Genomic DNA, 26,447 nt, shown 5'->3' with positions numbered 1-26,447 from the left:
AAACTTAGTGCGAGAGCACGGGAGAGCTTCGAAGAAGCGAGTTTTCGTAACCGGTTGGTGAGAGTCCTCAACCAGCCGGACGGGCTTATTAACTCCCCTGGGTTTTCCCCCTTATTACAACGGTATATCCTTAATCAACAAACAAAATAAAAGATATGCATTATTCCTAATATAAAAAAGATTTTCACATATTTTTTAAAAATATGTTTTCTATTCATCTATGGCCGACCGAAGGATCTTTTATTGTCTTCTACAGACTTAACTGATTAAATACCTCATCATCGTATTTTTCCCAGATTATAAATCCTTGGCTCTTATCTTCTGTGGCGTCTTCTTTTTTGTAATTCTTATCCAGTCTTGAGTCTTCTCCTGGCATTAGATTGCCTGGGGTGCCTGGGATGTAGAGGTAGTAGTCGGCGTCTTCTTTCATGCCTAGGGCAAAGTCTACGTTAAAGTATATGTCGTCGTGGAGGCCGTATTCTGAAGTTATTTCAAAATCTTCAAGTTTCATCATGTATACATAGTCATTGATTTGTTTGACTATGGTAAATCTTCCCTTAAAATCTGATGAATGGATTTCCTCTCCTAGATAATAAGCAGCTGCCTTCCAGTTTCTGCCACCATCGAAGCCATCAACTGAAGTTTTGCCCATATATGAACCTGTAAAAGTTCCGTCTGGTCCAAATTCCAAGTTGGTCCATCCAGTATCTTCCCCATAATTTCTGACTAATTTTTGCCCGTCAAGTTTCTCATACAAAAAGGCTGATAGGTCATCAAGAGTAGGTTCTTCTTTCTTTTCTTTTTCTTCCAATTTGACTACTTCAGGCTCTTTTGCCTTTTCTCCTTGGTTTTGACCACAACTTGTAAGTAAAGAAATCGAAAGTAGGCCTAATAATATTTTGTTTTTTTGTCTATATATTTTTTCAATCATGATATCATTATATTATTTAAAAATACACAATCAACGCATGTATTTTGTAAGTCTTTGTAGATTTTTGTGATATAATTAAATTGTCTCCGAAAGGAGGTGATTTAAATGGAGATAATCCTTTACATTTTGGAAAATTTTATTTTTCCCTTGTTAGTAGCTATTGTAGCTAGTCTTATAGTCTATAAATGCGAAAACAAGTAAACAAAAAGACAGTAGTTGCACCTACTGTCTTTTTTGATTCTAATGGAGAATCTTCCTTTACATTCATCCTTGATAAATCAAGGGCTTTTTTGGGCTTAAGAGGTGGCTTCTCTTACTACTATTATATTGCTTAAAGGTCTATTTTCAACTAAAGCTAATTATTTACCCTTGGAGCATTCTTTATCAAAACTAGCAAAATAAAAACAGTAGTTCGCAGCTACTGTCTTTTTGATTCTAATGGAGAATCTTCCTCTACCTTTATCCTTGAAAATTCAAGGGCTTTTTTGGCTCAAGAGGTGGCTTCTCTTAAGTTTATTATATTGCCAAAGATGCCATTTTCAACTAAGCTAATTATTTACCTCTTGGAGAAATTCTTTTACTACAAATCCTGTCTGTCCTTGGTATTCTAACTTGATCCAAGTTTTTCCGTTTTGCTCGATTTCTTCAAGAGCGGTAATCTCTGTGCCTGGGTCTATCACAGCTACTATATTGTCAGCATCAGTATTAGCCTCAGATCTCATATTTACGCCATTTTCAACCCTATATTTCTTTGCATTGTTGTCAGGCTTGTTATTTGCTTGTTGATCATTATCTTCCGCTTTATTATTGTTTTCAGCTTTATCATCTGCTGGATTTTCTTCTTTTTTCTCTTCTTTTGCCTTATCTTCATTTTTAGATTTTTCTTTGTCAGCGTCGAATTCCTTAGAATCATCAGCCTTGTCAAAGACTGAATCCACCTTCACATTTTTACTCTCATAATGTTCCTCTTCTTTGTTACAAGAAGTCAATGCGAATAAAATAAGAGCAGAATAAATAAATTTCCTTATTCTCATTTTTTTCTCCAAAAATTAAATATGCCTTTTTTCTTTGTCTTTTCTGGTCTGATGATTTTGTCAAAGTCGCTAGAAATATACTCATCATCAATCACTTTTTGTGGGTTGATGGTTGAAAGCTTGTCAAATTTCTCCTCTGGAATTATCTTTAGAATCTCATCCTTATAGGCTGAAATATCAGGGCTCCTCCACTCTGATTGGTGAGCATCTGTCCCTATGATATGAACCATATTTCTTTGCAATAGTTCTCTAGTAGTGTCAGCATGCGATTCTATAGATGCGTAGTTTATTTGAACCAAGGCACCAGCTTTGATAAAGTCTTCAAGCCATTCTATGTGGTCTTCAACATAAGGATATCTCTCTGCGTGGGCTATGATTGGAATATAGCCTTCCAATTGTAGGTTGTAAAAAAGGTCCTTCAAAAAATTTGGCTTATTTACAAAGGAAAGCTCACAAAGCACATACTTTGAAGCATTCAAAGTTAATAGCTCGCCCGATTTTAATTTCTTGATCATATCAAGTTCAACTTGAATCTCATGACCTGGATATATTTTAAAACCTAGTCCCCTGTTAGAGCATTGCTCATTTAAAATCTCAACCTTTTCTTTGATTTCCCCAGCATCTACCATATACCTAGACCTATCATAGTGACTTGTTGCTATAATTTGGTCAAAGCCTGCCTTTTGGTAGAGTTCTACCATCTTCAAGCTCTCATCAATATCTCTAGACCCATCATCGACCCCATAGATTATATGATTGTGTATATCTATCATTTTAATAGTAATTTCCGTACTTGCTCTTCTTTAGCTGAGCGTGAGTCAAAACCATACCTAGAATATTTGCATCTACTCTCTTTAGATTTTCCAAAGCTTGGGATATTTCTTCCTTTTTGGTATCAGATGACTTCACAACATAGAAAATACCATCGCAAAGAGTAGAAACAATTGAAGCATCTGTAAAAAGTCCCACTGGAGGAGTATCTATAAATACATAGTCATAGGTCTCAGCAAGATTTTTGATAAGATTTGCAAAAACTTTTGAAGCAAGCATCTCTGATGGATTTGGTGGGATTGGACCTGTTAGAATCAAATCTAGATTGCTCTGTTCCCTATCCTTGATAATAACATCATTTATATCAGCCTTGCCAGTAAGATAATTTGTAATACCAAGGTTAAAATTAACCCCTGCTATCTCGCCTATTGATGGACTCCTAAGGTCACAGTCAAGAAGAATAGCACTGTCACCATTTTCTGCAAAAGACTTGGCCAAATTATATATAACTGTAGACTTACCCTCAGCAGGTTTGGTCGAAGTAACAGATATTATTTTATTTTCCTTATCAACACCATAAAACTGAATATTAGTTCTCACAGATCTTATAGCCTCATCATACATTGAGGAATTATAATAATTTTTCTTTTTCTTTGCCATAATCTTATCCTTGCTTCTTATCTGGAATTATACCAATAACTGGTAGGTCGAAATACTTGTTAATATCGTCTTGGGACTTGATAGTAGTATCTGCAAGTTCTTTAAAAATAGAAATCATAATACCAAGAATAAGTCCTAAAACTACTCCAATCGCAGTATTTTTCTTGATATTTGGAGATGAAGGCTTTTCGGGCAATGTCGCCCCATCAAGTATCTGAACATTATCAACCTTCATAATATCCCCAATAGAATCTTTGAAGATATTTGCAGTCTCATTGGCAATATCCTGGGCTCTCTCAGAAATGGTATCAACTACCTTTACAGATATAATCTGAGTATCCTTTACAGGCTCAATAGAAACTTTCTCAGAAAATTCTCCATAATCCATATCAAGATTTAGGTTACTGATAACCTTATCAGCAATACCTCTTGACTTAACTATCTCAGAATAAGTTGAAATCAAAGCCTTGTTAGCTTGGATTTGTCCAAAATCAACATTGGTCTGTTCTGGATTTTGACTATCTGTACCAGTTGAATTGCTAACTATCATAGTAGCGTTTGAATCATATTTAGGTGTTAGCACATAGGAAGACACTCCATAAGAAATCCCTCCTAACAAAAGACCCAAAATAATGATTAGCAATGTATGTTTTTTACTATTATATAAAGAAAAGACCAACAATATCCTGCTGGTCCTCTCTATATTTACTATTCCATTTCAGCCAAAATATTTGTAGATACTATATCACCGTAGTGGCTTTTTAGCTGGTCTGCCATTATTTCTGCTTCGCCAAATTGTAAATTTTCGGGATTGGCAACGTGGTAGGCTCCATATATGCCCATAATCCTCTTATCTTCAAGATTATCAAATTCGTAAATGAAGTTTTCGACTAACATTTGTTCCCTATAGTCAGCAATCCTTGCTAGGTGGGTATCTTCTTGGTTTTCTTTGTACTCTTTGATATAGGCATCTCTTCTATCGCCTTGGTCCATTACCTCTTTGACCCTATCGATTTCTGTCTTGTCCTTATTTTTATCTAAAAGTTTTAGATATCCAAGTCCCAAGCTATCATTAAATTCGCTAATGTCTGTCCCATAAAAGACAGTTTCCGGGCATTCTTTTTTGATACGCCTTAGCAATGTTCCATAATGTTTGAGTTTGTTGCCTTGGGCATATTTGTACTGGTCTCTAAGGATTTCTAGGATTTGATCATCATCCTCATCCATCCATCGGTTTAGGTAGCCTGCTACAAAGTTTGGCACTTCGAGGAAGAGATTTCTCATTCCTTCTTTGTCATAATAATCTTTCCAAAGGGCAAATTCCTTCTCTGTGTCCTCTTTACTGCCGTGTTCTTCCCCATAAAGATAGATCTTAGATGGTTTCTCGGTCTCTGCACTATTGTTTTGGCAAGCGCTTATTGCTATTATCATGGCAAAGATAAGGCAAGGTTTTAAAATTTTTCGTAATATTTTCATTTTTCTCTCACTTTTATGTATTCTTAGCTTAATTATATCATCAATTCTAAGATAATAAATATTTATTTTGCAGAGAACCGAGGCCTAGATGAATAAGGTTCTATTGTTATGAATGATAAATATTAACCTGGCAAAATCATCCATTAATTATGTACTAGAACAAAGTATATAACGTAGGCCCAGCTTAAAACTCCGTGAAAGATCGCCCAAGGGATAGAGTGCCAAGTGGTGTAGGAAATAACTATGGCAAGGGCTGATCCAAAGGTGATTCCTTCCCTAACAGTTTTGTTGATTATAGTTTTATTTTCTTTCATAATTCCCTCCTTTAGCTTTGCTCACTATATACCCCAAAAAATCGCCTAAAATATGGTACATTTTAGGCGATAACGAAAGGATTAGGCGATTATTTTTAAACCTTGATTATTAAGCTCATAAACCTTATCGAAAACCTGGTCTATAAAGTCCTTGTCGTGGGACACAGCTATTATTGCTCCCTTGTAAGCTTTGAGTGCTTCTATAATCTCTGGTTTTGACAAGGGCGAAAGATTCCTTGTTGGCTCGTCAAGGATTAGGACCTCTGCCTTGTCTATATTCATCTTGGCAAAGAAAAGTTTGGCTTTTTGTCCTCCGGATAGGTCTGATATATTTCTATACATTTCTTCTCTTTTGAAATTCAAAGATCCCAAAAAGTTTGATATTTTGATATTTTCTTCTTTGGAAAAAGATTGTGACAAGTAATCAATGGCGTTCACTTCATCTTCTTCGTATGCAAAATATGATTGGGGCATATAGCCTACTTTTAGATTGAGGTTCTCACATTCTTTTAGGATTTCTTTAAGGAGAGTGGTTTTGCCAGCTCCATTTTTCCCAACGATGCAGATTTTCTCTGGTCCTATGATTTGTAGGTTAATATTTTTAGCTAGGATTTTACTTCCAATCCTTAGCTCATCTTTCTTAAAATCTAGGATTTGCTTGCCATTTGGGACATATATATCTTCGTTGAAAAATATGTCTATGGCTTCTTCATAGTCTGGTTTTTTGGTTAGATTTTCCTCTTCTTTTTCAAGTCTCTTGCCAACGGACTTTACAGTGTGCATCTTATCCTTGAGATTTCTACCGATTAAGTCATCCTTAGTAGCTCTAAGGTCATGCTGGACAGCATCGTGGACTCTCTTGTACCTGTATAATTTTTTGTCAAATTCCTCTCTCTCTTTATTAGCCCTTGTGGTTTCACTCGTGATAAAGTTTTGTCTTTTTCTCACATATTCATCATAGGTATTGTTTGAAATTGTGTGCTTTGCCATACTTCTTCTCCTAATCTGTTCTAGGTGGACAATCCTATTAGCTATTTTACTTAGCAAATTAGTGTCATGAGATACAAAAATAAAAGGAATTTCTAATTGTCCCATAAAATCTCTCAGCCAAGCCACCGACTCATAATCCAAGTCATTGCTTGGCTCATCAAAGAGAAATACACTAGGATTTTTTAGCAACTCTACTAGCAAGAGAAACTTTATCTTCTCCCCACCAGAAAGACTTGCCATAGGTCTATCTTCTGCCAGGATGTCGTCTGGCAAGTCGAACTCACTCATATACCTATACAAGAGATTGTATTCTATGGATTCATAAGAAAGCTTGTGGTAAAGATATTCCAATGAAGTCATACTTTCATATTGGCTGGGCAAAGATTGGGGCAAGTAGCCGATTATCTCATTATTCTCATAGATTTCTCCACTAATACTAGCAAATTTTTCTGTATTTTCCCTATCTACTATCGCTTTTAAAAGGATTGATTTGCCATTGCCCTCTTCGCCAATGAGGCCAAGCTTGTCCCCATCATTTAAGGTTAAATCAAAATCCTTGATAATAATCCTGTCATCTTCTATTAATCGTATTGTTAAATTTTTAATCTGTAACATATATCCTCCTTTGGACCTATGCCACATTATGAAAAATAAAAAAAGCCTATCCACAAAAAGTGAATAGACGTATCCTTAGATAAGTAGACTAATCTTATTCACAATATGGCATACCAAAATAAGCTCAATGAGCTAAATATCAGTATCAAAATTTCCATATTGCTTATAAAATCAATTAAACTTACCTCCATGTTTTATATTTCCCTTAGAATATACCACTATTTCTCGCTAAAGCCAAGTTGATGTGACTAAGACCTTACAAGTGGCATCTCATAAATACATATCCGTCTTCGATATTCTTTGATTCTTCAAAACCTAAGTCTCTCCAAAATTTCAAAGCTCTATAATTTCTACAATCAACAGGAACAGATATCCTATCTACCTTGTAAACATCCTTTAAATAATCTATGCAAAGTCTCGCAGCTTGTCTGCCATATCCCCTATCCCTAAAGCCTTTCACAATAAAAAAGTTTATAATCTGAAAGTTCTCCTCACCTAGATATAGCAAAGCAAAACCAATAAGCTCACCATCCATAGAAATGGCAAAGGGCTTCATATCAGGATAATAAATCCAAGCTTCTGCCAAGGAGTAGGCCACACTATCCGCAAAGTCCTCGTTTGTGACTCCAGGATCTAGATTTATGCATTCTTTGAAATTTTCTTCAGATATTTTTTCTAAACTAATCAAATTTTCCCCTTGATGGTCTTATAATTTAAATGCATTGTATGTATGATTTTTAGCTTTGCTTATCTTAAGCTGGCAACCGTGTCGAATTGCACACGGTTAAATCATGTATAAATATTATTTATCAAGCTTAGAATCAATCTCCTCCGCCTTAAAATCATCCAGACCTTCATAAATATATGATTGATCTAGTCCCTTCATAAACACTTCTCTGTCAGATATTTTTTCTGTTAGAGCTTCTTTTAAAAGCATCTTGATGTACTTGCTTCTAACAGGACTAATTTTCATAAATTCCAGGTAATCAACCTTATCTACCCTTTGCCAGTCTATGCACTTGTCCAAATTCTTTTTTAAAATCAAGTCAAGCCATATCCTCGTTGCTCTTCCGTTGCCTTCTATAAATGGATGAGCCACATTCATTTCCACGTACTTTTCAATTATTTGATCAAAATTATTTTCGGGCATTCGTTCAATTGCGTCAAGAGCAGGCTCCAGATACATAGAATTGGCAAAGCGAAAATTCCCCTTTGATATGTTGACTTTTCGAATCTTACCTGCATCAAATCCTTCAAGGTCATGAAATAGGGCATAATGTATGTCCATAAGCCCCTTGACTGTGCCAACTTCAAAATTATCTATTTTACCAGAATCCCATAGGTCAATGGCTCTTTTTTTGCTGATGTATTCTTCACTACTTTTATCCATAGTAATCTCACTTTCATTGAAAGTAACTATCCTATAGTTATTATACCAGCGCAATGGGATATCTGATCAAAGGACGAATTTGGGAAACTGTCTTTGATTTCATCATAGACAAAGTAAAATTCCTCAGAGTCCCAATCGCTTCCTGCTTGATTTTTACAAATTTCCAATTCATGGCGAGTATTAAAAGCTACATCTCCTATCAAAATCTTTCCACCGTCATTTAATAGAGGCAATAGTGACTTGATAAAGTCAACCTTATCCTCATCTGCTAAATGGTGGAGGGAGTATGTTGCAATGATTGCATCGTATTTTTTTGTAAGAAGATTCTTATCTAGTCCACGAGAAAAATCGTTGAAGTATAGCTTTGCATGGGGCATTTTCTCTCTTGCTATATCAAACATTTCTTTTGAGAAATCCTGACCATAAATTTCGATTCCCTTTTCATAAAGTTGGCTTGTAAGAGTTCCTGTTCCAAAGCCTATGTCCAAAACTCTTTTAGCATCAATAGAGAGAACCTCATTATAAATCTGATTTAAAATCTCCTTGTAGCCTGCAAATGGATAAGTATTGTCATCATCTGACAGGCCAACGCTTTTGTCGTAATCATCTGCCCATAGGTCAAAACCCTTGTTATCTAACATCTATATCTCCCTTAATCAATCTATTTTCATTTAATAATTTAATCACTTGCTCTTTATCTTTCATTTCATAAACTTGCTTATATGTATCACCAAAGGCATTTATCCTAAGTTCAATGTCATTGTAATTTTCTGCAACATTTATATCTTTTATCTGATCAAAGCTGATAAATTTTAATATAGGACTATAGCCCATAAAAACACCTATACCATCTTTGCCAAGACCTGGTAAAAATCCTATAGTATATACAAGCAAGATTGCAGATAGTAGAATAAGAAAACCCATAAGACTCCTATCTAGCCTGTACCAAAAAATGCTAGTAATAGACGCAAAAATCGCTAAGATAAATCCTAGGTCAGAATTCTTTTTTACCCTAATTTTATTATTTCTTTGGACTATGAAGTTATAAATAGTCGGGACAATTAACATTAGCAATACGACAACTTTTACCATATTTCCTCATTTCTAAGATTTTCTCCAAATTCTCATTTAGATTTAACAAACTCATATGTATTTAAGCTTACCATTTCATTTTTGAACTGAGATTTTATTCGTCTATCTTTTCCCAGAAATTTGAAGCCATTCTTTCTTATAATGGCATTACTAGCAATATTGTTCTCATCGGCTTCTATGTAGATCTTATCAAAGCCCTCAGATATGAGCAGATTCATAAAGGTTGATAGGGCTTCTGACATATAGCCCTTGTTCCAATAGTTCCTTGAAAGGACATAGCCTATTTCTGGAATACCATCTTCATAGCCTACTACATCAATCATACCTATGAGCTTATTTTCTTCTTTTAATTCTATGGCAAATCTATAGCAATTTTTACCCTCGTAGGCTGCAAGCCACACATCCAATATCTGTTCAGTTTCTTTCAAATTTTTATGAGGGTGCCAGGTAAGATACTTGGTCACTGCTGGATCACTTGCCCAGCCTTGGTAAATGTCCTTGGCATCTTCTTTAACAAATTTTCTAAGTATTAATCTTTTGCTTTCAATTCTTTCCATAAGCACTCCTTATAATTAAACTATACCGGATAAGAACTATATCAAGTAAACAGAAAATAATCACTTAGGCATCATTTCTATAAAAAAAGAACTGCCAGTATCATCTGACAGCTTTCAAAAATTTATTTAACAAATTCTACAAACTTTTCAACAAAGCTTGCTAAAAATTCTTTAGTAAATTCAATCATATTGCCATTTTCATCAAAGCATTTGTTTATCTCTGATAGCATCACTTCTGGTTGAGCCAAAACTGTTGCCCCTAAAAATGCCAATGATGTTCTGACTTCATAATTTGCCCTAACTCCTGCAGTCATCGATACTGACGAACTAATAACAACGACTTTCTTTCCTGCCCACTTCATATCTTCATATGGTCTTAATCCATCATCGATAGCATTTTTGATGCTAGCTGGCATAGCCCTATTGTACTCAGGAGTAACAAATATAAAAGCATCAGTATTTGCTAATTCGTTTCTAAATCTAGTATAGGACTCTGGAATTTCCAATGTGCCATCATCATATTCTTCATTGAATAAAGGCAAATCGCCAATCTCAATAAAGCTTGCCTCAAAGCCTTCTGGCAAAAGCTCCGCTATATTCTATGCAACTTTTCTATTGTAAGAATCTTTCCTCAAACTCCCCACAATAAAACCAATTTTTTTACTCATATATCTCTCCCTTTATTATAATAAACTATTTGTTTCATATACACTAAAATAAATATACCCTAGTAGAGCGGTTTGAAACATTAGGTAGGGGAAGCTCTAAGTAGCTTCATTTAAATTATAGCAGGATGAAAAACCAAGGATACTATACTAAGCTTGAATTTTGTTAATATACAATTTTTATCATATCCTTTAATGTATATAATCATAGGAGATTTTCAGATTTTAGTCCCTCCCCTGTCCCAATACCGAAGAAAATTTATAAGTTTTTAACTCTCTCAGTTTCTCTGTCATCGATTTCGAATGAACCATCATTTATTTCATCAAGTTTTTTCATAAGTTTCCCAAGTAGATCAAGCATTTTGTATTTATCTTTTTTCTCCTGGTCTTTGTCAAAATATACGGGTTCATCATTGTAATCAATTTTATAATATGATGAATATAAATCTTGAATTTCATTATTTAATTTTTGGATATATTCATCATTATCAACAACATCTATGCCTGTAAGCAAGCGATCAGATTTTTCGTCGTAATACTTACTCACTACTGGTCCATCACCTAAATCTAATATTATCTCTAATTTTTTCATAATTAACTCCTATCTTGGGTAAACAGTTACTATAAAACCATTTGTTCCAATCGCACAAAGAACATAATGCTTCCCACCATAGTCATAAATTTTTGTAATTTTCATTCCATTTTTTCTACTTGAAACTAATCTTCCGTTTTCAATAACTGATTTTATAAAACTAGATATTTGTTCCTTATCAACACCAAAAACTTCTTTAAGTTAATTGGTACGTATCCGTCGTATTTTTTATCCAGGCTGTTAGTTTTTTTATTAAAGTTACTCTATGAGCTTAATTTTAATACTTCTAAAATAAATTTTCTTTAAATATCTTGCGATGTATGAGACTTTATTGAATAATATTCATAAACCTAAGGTTTGCTTCTAAGTTATCTGCATTCGATTCATATTTTAAAATTTCATAATATACACTTTTCAAATCTTCTTTAATATTATAAGTTATTAACTCCTGTGTATTATTTATCATTTGATTAGTAATAAATATCATTAATTTATTTATTAGATTTACATTATCTTTTGATATTTCAATATCTATTGTGAAAAAATATAAAGTAAATTGCTCTATAGTAAATCCTTTATCAAATTTTATTAATATTTCATCTATATTGCTTGTAAAGTAAGGAAATTTCGCTAAAAATTTGATAATAAGGTTTTTTTCATGGTTAGATGTTTTTATTGGATAATCTCGTGAACGTCTATCTAAAAAATCCTTTATCCATTTATCAAATATTTCTTTCCTTCCCGTTTTATCTAATTGGTCAATACCATTTTATAACTCAAAATAAAATAATTCTAATGTTTCCTCTGCAATATCACCACTAAATATATTATGAATATAATCTCCCATAGGATCTTCTGAAAAGTTGAAAATTAAAGACATATATCCCTTAAATATCAATTTTCTTATATCTTTCTCAAAAATATCAATGTTTTTTATAGCTTCGTGGTATATAGGTTCAAAAACCAACGCAAATTCTGTATATAAATATGACTGATGTACAAAACCACTCCATGCCATTTTTAGTATTTCATCATCATTTGATTTAAATTTATCTAAAATAAACTTTTCACACCAATCACTATCAATACTATAAAAGAAAGAAGCATTACCTAGTATAACAACTAAAGAATCATTATATCCTTCTTCTTTTAACATTTGTTCTAAAAAAACTTTAAAACTATCCTTTAAGCATTTTTCATCGCTATTCTTTATTGAAATTTCTATTAGTTTTATTGTTGATAGAGCTAAATTACCTTTAGATGAATTCAATGCTCTCGTCATATATCCAAGTGATTTTTCTTCTGTATTACTAGAATCGTTCCATAATAATTTGATCTTTTCATAAAAGAAATCTACAAGATTATCACTAATACTCTTTCTTGTATTTACAATTGAAAAAATAACACGAGATAGCTCAAGATTATAAATATCAACAACTAGCGGATTAAAAAATATCTTCTCAAAAGTATATATTAACTTCTGTTCATATAAATTAGATTTTTCTAAAGACATTATAATGCCTCTCCACAAATCGGTATTTAGTTCATTTTCCTTGATTAATAATTCTATAAGTTTCTCTCTAAAACTTTCATTTTCAGAACAAATTTTCTCTAATTTTCTAATCAGTGTTATTCTCTCTGCTCGTTCAAACCCATCTCCTTCATAGGATAATAATTCATCAATAATTATTTCTAAGCTATTAACAATATCTGTGTCAGTATATGGTAATTGAGCATCTCCCCATCTTACTGTAATAGGTCCAATTGATTTTTCAGGGTTTTCTCGTGGTTGAAAATAATCATATTTCTCTTTAATAGAATTTATGTTACTAATAATATCCTGATTGCTTTTATCAAACCTTTGTAGCCAAATTAGTAAGTTATATTTTTGATAAAAGTATGATTCGTCAGTAAAATTATTAGAAAGCTTTTCTTCATTCATTATTTCATTTAAAAATATTTTTTTATCATCATCTTCCAATTTAGGGAAGATATCTGCATATAGCCAAAATAACTCTTCCTTAAAGCTTATATAAAGAATTTTAATATTATTAGATTTTAATAAATCTAATTTCTCTTTACCTGTAATGTTAGACATGTGCCTTAATATTAACAAGGAAGATCTAAGTAATATAGAAATATCTGACGAAATATATGTTTGATACCAATATTCTTTATTCTTATTGTCCATACCTAATAAAAGTTCTTTGAAAATAATAAGAAATTGTTCATGATTGCTTAGATACTCTTCAGATCTTGGATAGAAAGAAGCAAAATCAAATTCTTCTATATTAAATCCCATCATTTTAAATCTTTTCAATTTATAAATTTGATTTGAGATATTATTTAATATATTAATATAATATGTTTGGTAAGGATACAGTAAATAGTACAATTTAAAATCGAATATCTGATACAATAAATAATAAGAAATCAAAGGGGGATTTTAAATTGGCTAGACACTACGAAGAAGACTTCAAGAAACAGATGGTAGAAATCTTTAACCAAGGTAACTACACATATAAAAAATTGGGAGAAGAATACGACATAGCACCATCAACAATAAGAGATTGGGTTAATAGATACAACAACTCAAATTCCTTCGACATTGATGATAATAGAACAGAAGAAGAAAAGGAATTAATCAAACTAAGAAAAAAAGTAAAACAGCTTGAAATGGAAAATGATATTTTAAAGCAAGCTGCACTACTACTAGGCAAAAAGTAAAGCTCATAATCTCAAATAGGGATAAATACAGTACTAGTGCAATGTGTAAGTTTTTAGGTATACCAAGAAGTTTAATATACTATCATCTAAACAAAAAAGAATCAAAATATAACCTAAAAACCGAAGAGCTTTTAGAAGAAAAAATCAAAGAAATATTCAGGAAAAGTAAAAATGCATATGGATCAAGAAAAATCAAAGTAGAGTTGGAAAAACAAGATATCATAGTATCACGAAGAAAAATATGCAGAATAATGAAAAAACATGCCTTAGTATCAAGCTATACAGTAAAACAATACAAGGTAGAAAAAACCACATGTAACAATAAAAAGATTAATAACAAGATAGATAGACAATTTGACAATAGGCCATCTTTACAAGCATGTGTAAGTGACTTAACTTACGTAAGAGTAGGAAATAGTTGGAACTACATCTGTGCAATAATAGATTTACACAATCGAGAAATAATAGGATATGCAGCAGGAAAAAATAAGAGCGCAGATTTAGTAAAAGAAGCAATATATTCAATCAAGTACCCATTAAATAAAATAAAAATATTTCACACAGATAGAGGACGAGAATTTGACAACAAAAGCATAGATAAAATTCTAGACATATTTGGCATAGAAAGATCCTTAAGTGGAAAGGGAAGTCCATATGATAATGCAGTAGCTGAAGCATTTAATAAGGTGATGAAAACAGAATTTGTTTATCAGAAAGAATTTAAAAACTTAAAACAACTAAAATTAGAACTATCAGAATATGTTTATTGGTACAACAACCTAAGAATCCATGGATCCTTAGGTTACTTGTCACCAGTTAAATATAGAAACCAAATCTTAGCTAGTAACTAGTTAAAATTATAATGGTGCGATCGATTTTAGATTGTACAAATAGGTGTTGACAATCCAGTTTTATCGAACAATTTGTACTTTTCCCATAAGTGTTCATTTACATATTTTTCGAATTTGAAATCTATATCTATTTTATCTGCAGAAATAATGGATTTATTATTTGATACGAATGATAAACTTTTAGAATAAATTTCGCTTGCTACAAAATCTAATTTTGGTGTATTTGAATAGCAAACATCTAACAATTGACCTATCCATATAAATTCTAAATTATCAAAGTCAATTAAATTAATCAACTTTTCTATGACTCTAATTTTAGTATTATGATTACAAATTATTTTTATAATTTCTACCTGCAATTTTTTACTCAATATAAAATCTTTATAGTAGCAAAATCTCAGAAATAACTCAGTTTCATTTACAATTATTTCTCTAGATAACCATTCTATTCTTTGAATACCAAAATCATTTACATCATTATTAGAAAAAATATTATCAAAATATCCGTGATTAAATAAAAATTCTGCCCAGTCTCTACCTTTTACTTTTGCAAAGAACTGGTTGGAATAATGTATATTATTTAATATTTCTTTAATTTCAAAATCAAACTCATCATTTATTTTATTGGGAGCTTCTTCCGAAATGTCATTAATTCTTAAACTCCAGCTATTATCATCTCTGGTTACTAAATTTGATATTCTAAGTAAAGAATCATATATTTGTTTGTAATTATTTTTTTCATAAATTATTGGGGTCAATCCCAGTAACTTATAATTACTAGCTTGGTCATTACTAGTAAAAATATATCTTTTTTTACCGGATAAGTCTGGTAAGGACCTCGTGAAATACTTCATTACAATGTCATTATAACTATAGCCAATGAAAAGTACAGTATATTCTGACTCAAATAAATCTCTTAAAAACATTGTTATATTTCCACGATACATATAAGATTTTCCAAAATCGGAATCTGTAAGAACAATATCAGTAGGATTATTAACTTTACCATGTAAATGAACAATGCCATTAAATTTATCACCATACGGAAGTGCTGGATATGAATATATTCTTGCTTTTCTATCCTTTTTTTCTAAGGTGCTTTCAAGCATAATATCATAATTCGTGGTAACAATACGAATATCTTTTTTAAAAAAATCTATCAAAGTTTCATGGTTTGTATTTGGTTGAGTCTGAGTTTCACTGAGTATATTGCAAACTTCACTGTGTACATCATGACCTAAATTTTCTACTCTACCTAAGTACTGCTCATCGGATTCATCATTTCTTTTTTCTTGATTGGTCAATTCAGCTATTTTTTCCGAAAGTTCATTAAAACTAGGTAGATTGGTTGGCTCACTCATTGATATGCCAGCCCCACAAAAAATCACAAGTTTATCATTTTTTATTGCTTCTATCAATAATTCGGGGTACTCAATATTCTGTATTATCATTGTCATCCTTTCTTAATAACTATGCCGATTATTACTCTCATATTAATTTCTAATGAATCAATTCCTTTTACTCTAATCATAATATAATTTTTACTAAAATCCATAGTTATAATAGCAATTTACGGTTTGTTATAATCTGCTGTCCTTATTACTTGTTCAATCATTCATGGAGTAATATTTTCTTTTTCTAACAATCCTCCATTAACGTTTGGAAATTATAAAATTTCATAAGAATGATACTAATCTTGTTTATTTTATTTTGATCTAGAATTCTAAATAAATTAATATAGACCAGAAAGAATATCTAATATTATTTTATTATTCAAGTATTTGTTTTTATATTATTTCTGCTTTTAAAAGTTTTTTATAATAAAGTCCTGATTTTTTAATTCATAAGTTTGATTATAAGTATCTCCATACGCCTTTATTATTAATTCTAGACCATTATTTTTACTTAACTTAAGCACTCACTAGTTTATCTTAGCAAGATATATAAACAAAATATGCATTATCTAACAATCCTATAAGGTATTATATCTCTCATTAAACGGTATAATTATGACATGAAAAAATTTGAAATAACAAACTTAATTAGTTTTATGGAAGTTCTTCAAGAAATAACATCAAATGGAAGTAAATTTTTCTTTAGAGGTGAAGGCGCCAAGTACAAAAAGCCTTTACTAGCTAGTAGCTATAGAAAAACACAATTTCAAAATGATCTAAGAGAAGCTAGACGTGATTACTTTAGAGAAATTGGATACATGTTAGACAGTGATAGTAGAGAAAGTTTTATAGCATATTGTCAACATCATGGATTGCCAACAGAACTATTAGATATAACTGAAAATCCAATAGTAGCACTATATTTCGCTTGTGAAAAAGATATAGATTCTAATGGAATAATATATGCTATAAATAATGATCTAGGTAGAGCCGATCCACTAACTTCTAAAATGTATAATAAAGAAAGTGATATAGTCTCTATAAATAGTGAATTTAAGGATATAGGAAGCCATTTTCAAGAAACTGGAGGAAAAATTTTAAAAATCCCAAATTCAACTTTTTTTAAAAATATTGTGGTTGACTTCTTAGCTCAAGCGTCACTTGATAAGGCTTATATAAGTAGTAATAATATATATTCGAAATTAAAATTATGTAAATATATCTTGGATGCTCATGATAAAGGCTTTAGGAACACAGTTATACACGATGATTATAATATACTTAAAAATGAAGAAAAAATAATAGAATTGATGAGTCTGTTAGATAGATATTGTAATACAAATGAAAAAGATAATCTTGAGAAGTTTTATATAGAATTTTGTAATCTAAAATTTGTCAGGGAAATCATTATAGATACCGATATTAATAAAGATAACCCCTATCTTGATAGGATAGATAAATTAAATTATAAACCTTTAATTATACTATTTATATTAGCTTATGAAATACGTGATTATAAATTTCCCGTATTCCCAAAAATAGTTTACAAACCTTCTATAAAATTTGATAGACGGAAAAATCAAGAGGGTTTGTTTATATACCAATTAAGTACCGAAAAAACCTTACCTTCGTCTAAACAAAGCTCCACTTTAAATATTAATGAGATTAAGCAGGTGGTACAGAAGATTGATTATGAATATGAGATTGTAATAAGTAATAAAAAACAAATACTTCATGAACTAGATAATATAGGTATAAATAAAAAGTTTATATACCCAGATTCTGATAATATTGCTCAATACATAAAAGAAAAATATAAAATATGAAATGAATATCCTATATAATTAAATTAAGACCACTTCTATTAAAATGTAAGTGGTCTTAATTTATTATGTTTTATTAATAATGCTTCGATTTCTATAAACTAGTAATCTTTACTCCCACTCTTCCTTCCCAAATGCACGATATATCCCAAATCATTCAAAATACTTCATTCTATTTTTAAAAGTATCACTAAATCCACCTAATCATAATATCTTTTCAAATTTTTAGTTTCGTCCCTTTCCCAAAGACTCAATCTATTTATAGTTTCCAACCATCTTTGATACAATTAAACTATTTCTCTTGCCCCTCAAAACTCTTTACATTTGGACATAGAAAAGCACCTACTAAAGATAAGTAGACGCTAACCTACGATTATTGATTTTTATTATATAGATACTGTTCATTTGCCTTTAGCAACTTCTTGTAGTAATTATCATAACTATTGCTAAATTTTCTAATAAGTGGAATTGCTATTTCATAATATTGATTTTCCTTGATAAAGTTTTGAAAGTTATCCTGGATCTGTTTCATCATGCTATTTTGATACTCTTCACTATTTTTATAGTTTTCATATCAAAGGGTGAGCTAATCTTCTCAATATATTTTTTCTATTCTTCAGTTAATTTAAACGAAGGAAGTCTATCGAGATAATCTATATATTTGTAAAACGAATCCTTCCCATCATTTTCTAATGGCTCATTCAAAAAATGAAAACTACCTGCCATTTTTATCACTTCTTTTCTTGTTGTTTTAGGTGGAAGCCGCTTATTTTGTTGTAAGTATGGACAAAATACTTGCCATCGTAACCATGGATATGGGTACCAACAAGACCATTAGCAACAATCTTCCCTAAATATTAATTAACTCCAGGTTCATTTTTGGAAAATCCAACAATAATACCGTCTTACACCTCCATAAAATAATCTTCAAGCACGATATCTTTCTAAAATAAGATAATTAGCCTTATAAAACATAAAACCTCTGTAATTTCAATAAAACTAAGTCTTTTTTCATATATGATGCCCCAAATTTTTCCTTAAATATATAAAAATTAAAGGCAGGTTGATAAAATAACCACCTGCCTATCTTAGCTAAATATATTCTTAAATTCTTACTTTTATAACCATCAAATCGCTATCCTCAAGAGCCTTAAGAGCATGGATTTCATTAGGATCCATTGTGATTATATCACCTGGGATTATTATCTGGTTTCCGTTCTCTTCCTTAAAATCTACCTTACCCTTATAAATTACAACTACTGCACTTTTATCTGACTTGTGACTTGGTATTTCTTCGCCCTTTTTGATTTGTAGGTGGGTTATTTGTAAATTATCCTCATCCACCAAATGCTCAAATTTGCCGTCTAAAATATTCGCACTTATTTTTTTCATATTTTCTCTCCTTGTTGATGACCATTACCATAAAAATGGTATACAATAAATTTTTACAAACACAATTTATCTCAGCTTTTTTACAATTTTCTTTAACTCAGGCAAGACTTCTTCTCTAAAAAAAGGATTTTTTGCTATCCACCTGTTGTTTAGAGGACTTGGGTGGGCTATTGGGAAATATTCTGGCAAAAATTCTTTGTAAGATTTTACTGTTTCAGTTAAATTTTTCTTAAATTTATCCTTCAAATAAAATTTTTGAGCATAGGCTCCTATCAAAATGGTTAACTTTATATCCTTCAATTCATTTAATAATAGTGGATGGTATTCTTTTGCAATAAAAGATCTAGGAGCCTTATCGCCTGATTTTCCCTTTCCAGGATAATAAAAGTCCATTGGAATTATAGAAAAATCTTCACTATGGAGGACGTCTTCCGATATACCCAACCATTTGACAAGATTTTCCCCACTCTTATCATTAAATAAAATACCAGTTTCTTCAACCCTTTCCCCAGGAGCTTGCCCAATTATCAAAATTTTTGATTTTGGATTTAGCTGGAATATTGGGTTAATTCCTCTATTTGTGTAGGTTTCATTTCTGCGATCTTCTCTTAATTTTTTAATAATGAGTTTTTCTTTCATAATTTTATCATCACTTTCATTAGAATTAGAACCTTACCAAGCTTTAGGACAAGTAACAATTTTCGTAAAAAATCTATTCTTAGTCTAGTAAAGCTTTCAACCTACATAAGATTATTACCCATTTTTGTCTTGACCCTTCATGAATTGCATAATCTACTATCATTTCTTGTGATGTTAGATTTTCTTTTATAAATCTTTCAATTAGGTTTTTATTTTCACTTAAAGATAATTTTTTTGCTACTAACGAAAATCACAATTTCACTGCTCTCCACGCTCTGCGCTATTTTCTGGGTAAAACTTCCACACAGGGTACTATCCTCTCGAAAACTCTCATGAGTTTCTCCACTTGGTTTTTTGCTAGCCTGTCTGGCTTTGAGTGGTAAGGATACAGTAAATAGTACAATTTAAAATCGAATATCTGATACAATAAATAATAAGAAATCAAAGGGGGATTTTAAATTGGCTAGACACTACGAAGAAGACTTCAAGAAACAGATGGTAGAAATCTTTAACCAAGGTAACTACACATATAAAAAATTGGGAGAAGAATACGACATAGCACCATCAACAATAAGAGATTGGGTTAATAGATACAACAACTCAAATTCCTTCGACATTGATGATAATAGAACAGAAGAAGAAAAGGAATTAATCAAACTAAGAAAAAAAGTAAAACAGCTTGAAATGGAAAATGATATTTTAAAGCAAGCTGCACTACTACTAGGCAAAAAGTAAAGCTCATAATCTCAAATAGGGATAAATACAGTACTAGTGCAATGTGTAAGTTTTTAGGTATACCAAGAAGTTTAATATACTATCATCTAAACAAAAAAGAATCAAAATATAACCTAAAAACCGAAGAGCTTTTAGAAGAAAAAATCAAAGAAATATTCAGGAAAAGTAAAAATGCATATGGATCAAGAAAAATCAAAGTAGAGTTGGAAAAACAAGATATCATAGTATCACGAAGAAAAATATGCAGAATAATGAAAAAACATGCCTTAGTATCAAGCTATACAGTAAAACAATACAAGGTAGAAAAAACCACATGTAACAATAAAAAGATTAATAACAAGATAGATAGACAATTTGACAATAGGCCATCTTTACAAGCATGTGTAAGTGACTTAACTTACGTAAGAGTAGGAAATAGTTGGAACTACATCTGTGCAATAATAGATTTACACAATCGAGAAATAATAGGATATGCAGCAGGAAAAAATAAGAGCGCAGATTTAGTAAAAGAAGCAATATATTCAATCAAGTACCCATTAAATAAAATAAAAATATTTCACACAGATAGAGGACGAGAATTTGACAACAAAAGCATAGATAAAATTCTAGACATATTTGGCATAGAAAGATCCTTAAGTGGAAAGGGAAGTCCATATGATAATGCAGTAGCTGAAGCATTTAATAAGGTGATGAAAACAGAATTTGTTTATCAGAAAGAATTTAAAAACTTAAAACAACTAAAATTAGAACTATCAGAATATGTTTATTGGTACAACAACCTAAGAATCCATGGATCCTTAGGTTACTTGTCACCAGTTAAATATAGAAACCAAATCTTAGCTAGTAACTAGTTAAAATTATAATGGTGCGTTCGATTTTAGATTGTACAAATAGGTGTTGACAATCCAGAGAATACCCGCCACGGAGTGGTCTCGAAAATGACCGAGTCCAGGATGACGGCCACCCCTGCATTTTTCACCCTAATATTTAAGGAAGTGCGCTCGGCTTGCTACACGAAAACACGCTTATTCAAAGCTCTCCCGTGCTCTCGCACTAGGTTTTCGGCATTAAAGACCAAAATCAATGGTCTTTAATGCGCTTAGTTCTCTGGATTCGCTTGTGAACCTTTCGGTTCAAAAGCTTATCTCAGAGATGAAAAATGCTTCGCATTTTCCATCCAGGAGCGCGGGACTAACGAAAATCCCGTTTGCTGCGCAAACTCTCTCGCTGCTACCTCAGCTGATTTTCGGATAAATCGACCGAAATCAACGGTCGATTTATTCCCATTCTTCTTTTCCAAACGTCCGATATATCCCAAATCATTCAAAATACTAGATTCTATTTTTTAGAGTATCACTAAATCCACCTAATTATAGGACGTTTTCGAATTTTTAGTCCCATCCCAGCCCCAGATAATATGTTTACTTTTAAGATAAAAACAAGCTATTAAATTTTTAAATAATCTTATCTTCCTTAAGAAATCCTTAAATTTGTATTTTATACTAAGTTTATAAAATGAATAGGAGGTTCATTTATGGACAAATTTATATTAGAAACAAAAAATCTTACTAAAACATTTGGAAAACAAAAAGCAGTAGATGATGTTTCTTTAAAAATAAAAGAGAATTCTATCTATGGCTTGCTAGGACCTAACGGAGCTGGTAAATCGACAACATTGAAGATGATTACTGGAATGATTCATAAAACATCTGGTCAAATCTTTTTTGAAGGTCATGAGTGGAGTCGTGAGGATTTATCGGATATTGGTGCCTTGATAGAGATGCCTGCCTTGTATGAGAACTTATCAGCTAGGGAAAATTTAAAGGTAAGGACACTCCTACTAGGGTTACCAGATTCTAGGATTGATGAAGTTTTGGAAATAGTTAGTTTAAAAGATACTGGCAAAAAGAAAAGTGGTCAATTTTCTTTAGGGATGAAACAAAGGCTAGGTATCGCCATTGCCTTATTAAATAATCCTAAGCTTTTGATTTTAGATGAGCCAACAAACGGACTTGATCCTCTAGGAATTCAGGAATTGCGTGATTTAATAAGAAGTTTCCCAGAAAAAGGAATAACCGTTATTTTGTCTAGCCATATTTTAGCAGAAGTTGAACAAACTGCTGATCATATTGGGATTATTAATAATGGAAAATTACAATATCAAAACATTATTAATCATGATGACAACTTAGAAGAACTTTTTATGAATGTTATAAAAAATGGAATGGGGATGTAAAAAATGATAAATTATATTCTTGCAGAAAATTTAAAACATAAGCACAGTTTCTTGAAGAAATTATTAGTAATTATGCCAATAACTTTAATCTTATTGTCATTATTTCTTATGCCAAGTTATTTCACTACTAATTCCTATAACTGGTGGTACGTCATAATAATGCCTGCAACTTTTGCCTTAATCCCAGCAATGATGGATAGAAAAGAAAGTAGAAAATTAAACTACAGAGCAGTTTTTCCTCTAAATATTAATCTCAAAAAGTTATGGGTTTCAAAAATAATTACAGCATTTATTTATATGAGTATTGCTGCTATAATTCATATGCTAGGAGTGTATATTTTTCAATTTTTAATTGGAGGGCAATTAACACCAAACTATGGATTTTCCACATTGGTATTTGCAAGTCTCTTACTAATAATTACCAACATTTGGCAAGTCCCTCTATGCTTTTTCTTAGCAAAAAAATTTGGCTTTATAGCAAGTATTACAATAAATGCAGTATTAGGTTTAGCCTTTGGAATTTTGATATCTGATAGTGCTTTTTGGATTTATTGTCCATATTCTTGGGGAATTAGATTAATGATTCCTGTTATGCATATTCTACCAAGTGGTGTTTTAATAGAAGGATCAAATCCGATGATATCAAACACATCGTTACTTATTCCTTGTATTTTATCTATATGTCTATTTATATTACTGACAATTATAAGTGCAAAATGGTTTTCAAATCAAGAGGTAAAATAATGATAAAAATAATAAAATCCGAAATATATAAAATCAAGGGCACATGGCTTCCTTGGATTCACATAGTTTTACCTATAGCCTATTCTTTATTATTTTATCTGGCATCAAAAACCACTGGACTAGAAAATTTTGAAGAAAGTGATATAGTACAAACTTATTTTGTACTTTTAGGAGCAGTAATCCCAATAATATTAAGTTTTATAAGTTCAAAAGTTGTTGATATGGAAATGGGTGCTGGGAAATTTCAAGTGCTCTTATCTACTACAAAATCTAGAACTAAGGCTTATCTAGGAAAACTCCTTGTATTAGAATTGGGATTTGTTGTTTCGATATCTTTAGCTATTATAATTTTTGCAATATTAACAGGATATCAAAATATCTTAGATTGGCTTATTGAATTTTTCTTAATTCTTATTAGCAGCCTTTCTCTATACATGATTCATCTTTGGGTATCAATTGAATTAAGTAGTGGTGCATCTATAGGATTGGGTTTTCTAGAAACAATGATTGCTTTACTTTCAATGACTGCCATTGGTGATAGTATTTGGTATTTTATTCCTTGTACGTGGTCATCTAGACTTCCAGCTATGTATATTACTATGAGCAAAGTTTCGGATCCTTCCTATTTTTATAAAGAGTTTAGAATTTGGAGTTTTGTATCCTTGTTTATTATCTTAATCCTATTTATTTCCTCAATTATTTGGTTTAATAAGTGGGATGGGAAATCTGTTAGTGAATAAACGTTTTTAATTTAAAATTAGGAGGTGATAAAATGTCTTTAATTCTTGCAGTTGATGATGAGTTAGATATGCTTGAACTAATAAAAAATATTTTGAAAAAGAACAATCATGAGGTCGATGTATATCAAAATCCTTTAGAGATTGATAATATTAAACTTAGTAAATATGATTTGATTCTACTTGATATTATGATGCCAGGTATTGACGGAATTAGTTTCTGTAAGGATATTCGAGCTAAAGTAGACTGCCCTATTCTTTTTTTAACGGCAAAAACTATGGAAGAAGATATAGTTGAAGGCTTATTAATTGGAGGAGATGATTACATCACAAAACCATTCGGTGCAGCAGAACTCCTAGCTCGTATAGAGGCACATTTAAGACGAGAAAAAAGAGAACGACACACTAGTCTAAATCTAGGCGGGATTCGTTTTGATTTATCTTCCAATGAAGTCTTTGTAGGAGATGAAAAAGTTCATTTGACAAAATCTGAGTATCAAATTTCAGAATTACTAGCAAAAAGAAAAGGACAAGTATTTTCAAGAGACCAAATATATGAGCTTATCTTTGGATTTGATGGTATAGGAGATGCATCTGCAATATCGGAACATATAAAAAATATTAGGGCAAAATTTCAAAAATATGATGAAAATCCAATTGAAACAGTATGGGGGATCGGATATAAATGGAATTAAAATCAAAAGGTCAATCTCTTAAACATATACTTTTTAAATACTTGTTAAGTATTGGGCTAGGACTAGTAATCTCTGTTGGATTAATAATGGCTTTTATATCTGCTTCTTTCCAATTTAAGTGGATATTTCCTGCAAACCATACTGAGAGTTTAATTCTTGAAAAAAGGATAGATATTGCCACTTCAAAAAATTTCGATAAATCAATGCTACCAAACAATACTTCTTATCTATTTTTATCAAAAGACGAAAAAGTTTTAGAAACAAATATGAATAAGAATATCCAAGATATAGCCTTTAATTATCATAAGGGGTCTGGTTATTCTAATGCCAATTTATCTTTTATGGAAATACAAAGATCAGATGGATATGTACTTGTAGCTTATAACCTAAAACCTTATTATAAAAGTCCTTGGATGCAAAAAAATCTACCACAAATAAATATTTTATTACTAATTTTACTGATAATATTTTGCCTTATTAGTATTGTTACCACCACATTAATTTGGGCAAAGAAAATATCAAAAGAATTAAATCCTTTGCTAGAAGCTTCGGAAGAAATCGGGAAACAAAACTTAGACTTCCAAGTTAAAAAGTCAAATATCCAGGAATTTAATGCCATATTAGATAGTTTAGAAAAAATGAAAATAGGATTAAGTGAATCTTTAAGGACAAACTGGAGAGAGGAAGAGAAAAAAAGAAATCAGATTTCAGCATTAAGCCATGATATAAAGACTCCTCTTTCAATTATAAAGGGAAATTCAGAGTTATTGGGAGAAACAAACCTAACAGAATATCAGGAAAGCTATCTAGGTTATATTAGGAAAAATACAAACCGTATTGGTAAATATATTGAAACCTTAATGCTTGTTAATAAATCTAACCAAGCAAATGAATTAAACTTTACTCAAATTAGAGCAAAAGAATTTGTAGAAAACATTGAAAAACTAGCTAAAGAATTCACATCGACTTATAAGTTAAATCTTTTAGAAGATATTAACTATGATGATGATTTTTTAATAGTAGATTTAAAAAATTTTGAACGAGCCTTTCTTAATATTCTTAGCAATGCTGAGGAACACAGTCCTAAAAACTCAACCATTGAGTTACTTATATGTTCCAAAGCTGATGAGCTTCAAATATCAATAGTAGACCAAGGACACGGATTTTCAAGTGAAGACCTATTATATGCAACAGATCAATTCTACAAAGGAGACAAAAGTAGGCATTCAAAAGAAAACTATGGTATCGGATTATTTGTCGCCGAACAAATTATTAAGATGCATGGAGGAAGTCTTGTTTTAGAAAATAGGACTGATAAAATAGGCGCAAAGGTCAGCATATTATTACCTGTCAAGAATACTCTTATATAGGGTATTCTTTTTTTATA

27 protein-coding genes and 1 pseudogene are annotated in these 26,447 nt (G+C 31.2%); 8 read left to right on the top strand and 20 right to left on the bottom strand.

Annotated elements, in window-relative coordinates; all coding sequences use genetic code 11:
• Positions 1–250: 250 nt before the first annotated feature.
• The 16 genes from QNH69_RS04235 to QNH69_RS04160 all read right to left on the bottom strand — a co-directional run bounded on the left by QNH69_RS04235 (position 251) and on the right by QNH69_RS04160 (position 13,392).
• Positions 251–931, bottom strand: coding sequence for a hypothetical protein (locus tag QNH69_RS04235; protein WP_282929343.1), 681 nt, complete (start codon positions 929–931; stop codon positions 251–253).
• Positions 932–1,479: 548 nt separating this feature from the next.
• On the bottom strand, positions 1,480–1,965 hold the full coding sequence (locus QNH69_RS04230; RefSeq protein ID WP_282929342.1) for an SH3 domain-containing protein: 486 nt from the start codon (positions 1,963–1,965) through the stop codon (positions 1,480–1,482).
• Positions 1,962–2,738 (bottom strand): CpsB/CapC family capsule biosynthesis tyrosine phosphatase, encoded by a 777-nt coding sequence (locus tag QNH69_RS04225; RefSeq protein ID WP_282929341.1) that lies wholly within the window; start codon positions 2,736–2,738, stop codon positions 1,962–1,964. Before QNH69_RS04225 ends, QNH69_RS04230 begins: the two co-directional genes overlap by 4 nt.
• 1 nt (position 2,739) lies before the next feature.
• The gene (locus QNH69_RS04220; protein WP_282929340.1) at positions 2,740–3,396 is read right to left on the bottom strand and encodes a CpsD/CapB family tyrosine-protein kinase; all 657 of its coding nucleotides are present in this window, start codon (positions 3,394–3,396) and stop codon (positions 2,740–2,742) included.
• A gap of 4 nt (positions 3,397–3,400) precedes the next feature.
• Positions 3,401–4,039 carry a Wzz/FepE/Etk N-terminal domain-containing protein gene (locus QNH69_RS04215; protein ID WP_282930189.1) on the bottom strand — a complete coding sequence of 213 codons (639 nt, stop codon included), beginning with the start codon at positions 4,037–4,039 and terminating at the stop codon, positions 3,401–3,403.
• Positions 4,040–4,104: 65 nt separating this feature from the next.
• Positions 4,105–4,872 carry a hypothetical protein gene (locus QNH69_RS04210; protein ID WP_282929339.1) on the bottom strand — a complete coding sequence of 256 codons (768 nt, stop codon included), beginning with the start codon at positions 4,870–4,872 and terminating at the stop codon, positions 4,105–4,107.
• 143 nt (positions 4,873–5,015) lie between these two features.
• Positions 5,016–5,186 carry a hypothetical protein gene (locus QNH69_RS04205; protein ID WP_282929338.1) on the bottom strand — a complete coding sequence of 57 codons (171 nt, stop codon included), beginning with the start codon at positions 5,184–5,186 and terminating at the stop codon, positions 5,016–5,018.
• 81 nt (positions 5,187–5,267) lie between these two features.
• Complete coding sequence (locus QNH69_RS04200; protein WP_282929337.1) at positions 5,268–6,791, bottom strand: ATP-binding cassette domain-containing protein; 1,524 nt, start codon at positions 6,789–6,791, stop codon at positions 5,268–5,270.
• Between the two features lie 256 nt (positions 6,792–7,047).
• The gene (locus QNH69_RS04195) at positions 7,048–7,479 is read right to left on the bottom strand and encodes a GNAT family N-acetyltransferase (protein WP_282929336.1); all 432 of its coding nucleotides are present in this window, start codon (positions 7,477–7,479) and stop codon (positions 7,048–7,050) included.
• Between the two features lie 114 nt (positions 7,480–7,593).
• A complete protein-coding gene (locus tag QNH69_RS04190) occupies positions 7,594–8,181 on the bottom strand; it encodes a protein adenylyltransferase Fic (RefSeq protein WP_282929335.1) in 588 nt (195 codons plus the stop codon).
• Between the two features lie 26 nt (positions 8,182–8,207).
• The gene (locus QNH69_RS04185; RefSeq protein ID WP_282929334.1) at positions 8,208–8,822 is read right to left on the bottom strand and encodes a class I SAM-dependent methyltransferase; all 615 of its coding nucleotides are present in this window, start codon (positions 8,820–8,822) and stop codon (positions 8,208–8,210) included.
• Positions 8,812–9,273 (bottom strand): hypothetical protein, encoded by a 462-nt coding sequence (locus QNH69_RS04180; protein WP_282929333.1) that lies wholly within the window; start codon positions 9,271–9,273, stop codon positions 8,812–8,814. The genes QNH69_RS04185 and QNH69_RS04180 overlap by 11 nt, the downstream gene beginning before the upstream one ends.
• A gap of 32 nt (positions 9,274–9,305) precedes the next feature.
• Complete coding sequence (locus tag QNH69_RS04175) at positions 9,306–9,830, bottom strand: GNAT family N-acetyltransferase (RefSeq protein ID WP_282929332.1); 525 nt, start codon at positions 9,828–9,830, stop codon at positions 9,306–9,308.
• Positions 9,831–9,952: 122 nt separating this feature from the next.
• Positions 9,953–10,414 carry an NAD(P)H-dependent oxidoreductase gene (locus tag QNH69_RS04170; RefSeq protein WP_282929331.1) on the bottom strand — a complete coding sequence of 154 codons (462 nt, stop codon included), beginning with the start codon at positions 10,412–10,414 and terminating at the stop codon, positions 9,953–9,955.
• Between the two features lie 340 nt (positions 10,415–10,754).
• Complete coding sequence (locus tag QNH69_RS04165) at positions 10,755–11,087, bottom strand: RNA helicase (RefSeq protein ID WP_282929330.1); 333 nt, start codon at positions 11,085–11,087, stop codon at positions 10,755–10,757.
• A gap of 769 nt (positions 11,088–11,856) precedes the next feature.
• Entirely contained in the window at positions 11,857–13,392 is a 1,536-nt protein-coding gene (locus QNH69_RS04160; RefSeq protein WP_282929329.1) for a hypothetical protein, read from the bottom strand.
• A 182-nt stretch (positions 13,393–13,574) separates the two neighbouring features.
• On the opposite strand from QNH69_RS04160, the gene QNH69_RS04155 reads away from it, so the two are divergent.
• Positions 13,575–14,665 (top strand): IS3 family transposase gene (locus QNH69_RS04155; RefSeq protein ID WP_282930180.1). Its coding sequence is split into 2 segments (ribosomal slippage): positions 13,575–13,812 and positions 13,812–14,665, totalling 1,092 coding nucleotides; the frame shifts between segments, so codons are not numbered across the junction.
• A gap of 26 nt (positions 14,666–14,691) precedes the next feature.
• Here the strand turns inward: QNH69_RS04155 and QNH69_RS04150 are convergent.
• A complete protein-coding gene (locus tag QNH69_RS04150; RefSeq protein ID WP_282929328.1) occupies positions 14,692–16,116 on the bottom strand; it encodes an SIR2 family protein in 1,425 nt (474 codons plus the stop codon).
• 563 nt (positions 16,117–16,679) lie between these two features.
• Between QNH69_RS04150 and QNH69_RS04145 the strand changes: the two genes are divergently transcribed.
• Complete coding sequence (locus QNH69_RS04145) at positions 16,680–17,885, top strand: FRG domain-containing protein (protein WP_282929327.1); 1,206 nt, start codon at positions 16,680–16,682, stop codon at positions 17,883–17,885.
• A gap of 370 nt (positions 17,886–18,255) precedes the next feature.
• Here the strand turns inward: QNH69_RS04145 and QNH69_RS09320 are convergent.
• From QNH69_RS09320 to QNH69_RS04130, 3 genes and pseudogenes are all read right to left on the bottom strand, one after another.
• Positions 18,256–18,590, bottom strand: a pseudogene (locus QNH69_RS09320) (MerR family transcriptional regulator); the annotation flags it as partial.
• A gap of 396 nt (positions 18,591–18,986) precedes the next feature.
• Positions 18,987–19,274 carry a cupin domain-containing protein gene (locus QNH69_RS04135; protein ID WP_073998335.1) on the bottom strand — a complete coding sequence of 96 codons (288 nt, stop codon included), beginning with the start codon at positions 19,272–19,274 and terminating at the stop codon, positions 18,987–18,989.
• A gap of 66 nt (positions 19,275–19,340) precedes the next feature.
• Entirely contained in the window at positions 19,341–19,913 is a 573-nt protein-coding gene (locus QNH69_RS04130; protein WP_282929325.1) for a uracil-DNA glycosylase family protein, read from the bottom strand.
• A 495-nt stretch (positions 19,914–20,408) separates the two neighbouring features.
• On the opposite strand from QNH69_RS04130, the gene QNH69_RS04125 reads away from it, so the two are divergent.
• The 6 genes from QNH69_RS04125 (at position 20,409) to QNH69_RS04100 (ending at position 26,430) form a co-directional block, all read left to right on the top strand.
• Positions 20,409–21,499 (top strand): IS3 family transposase gene (locus tag QNH69_RS04125; protein ID WP_282930180.1). Its coding sequence is split into 2 segments (ribosomal slippage): positions 20,409–20,646 and positions 20,646–21,499, totalling 1,092 coding nucleotides; the frame shifts between segments, so codons are not numbered across the junction.
• 683 nt (positions 21,500–22,182) lie between these two features.
• A complete protein-coding gene (locus QNH69_RS04120; protein ID WP_044566544.1) occupies positions 22,183–22,884 on the top strand; it encodes a lantibiotic protection ABC transporter ATP-binding protein in 702 nt (233 codons plus the stop codon).
• Between the two features lie 3 nt (positions 22,885–22,887).
• The gene (locus QNH69_RS04115) at positions 22,888–23,628 is read left to right on the top strand and encodes a lantibiotic immunity ABC transporter MutE/EpiE family permease subunit (protein WP_282929324.1); all 741 of its coding nucleotides are present in this window, start codon (positions 22,888–22,890) and stop codon (positions 23,626–23,628) included.
• Positions 23,628–24,368, top strand: a complete 741-nt coding sequence (locus QNH69_RS04110; protein ID WP_282929323.1) for a lantibiotic immunity ABC transporter MutG family permease subunit — start codon at positions 23,628–23,630, stop codon at positions 24,366–24,368. The genes QNH69_RS04115 and QNH69_RS04110 overlap by 1 nt, the downstream gene beginning before the upstream one ends.
• A gap of 32 nt (positions 24,369–24,400) precedes the next feature.
• Positions 24,401–25,060: a response regulator transcription factor gene (locus QNH69_RS04105; RefSeq protein WP_282929322.1), complete on the top strand. Its 660-nt coding sequence runs from the start codon at positions 24,401–24,403 to the stop codon at positions 25,058–25,060.
• Positions 25,051–26,430, top strand: coding sequence for a HAMP domain-containing sensor histidine kinase (locus QNH69_RS04100; RefSeq protein WP_282929321.1), 1,380 nt, complete (start codon positions 25,051–25,053; stop codon positions 26,428–26,430). Before QNH69_RS04105 ends, QNH69_RS04100 begins: the two co-directional genes overlap by 10 nt.
• Positions 26,431–26,447 lie beyond the last annotated feature (17 nt).

Origin of the sequence: Anaerococcus sp. Marseille-Q7828 (assembly GCF_949769285.1) — a bacterium.
Taxonomy (GTDB): Bacteria; Bacillota; Clostridia; order Tissierellales; family Peptoniphilaceae; genus Anaerococcus.
Note: the sequence above shows the minus strand (reverse complement) of the source record. Positions and strands in the feature narration are given on the sequence as shown.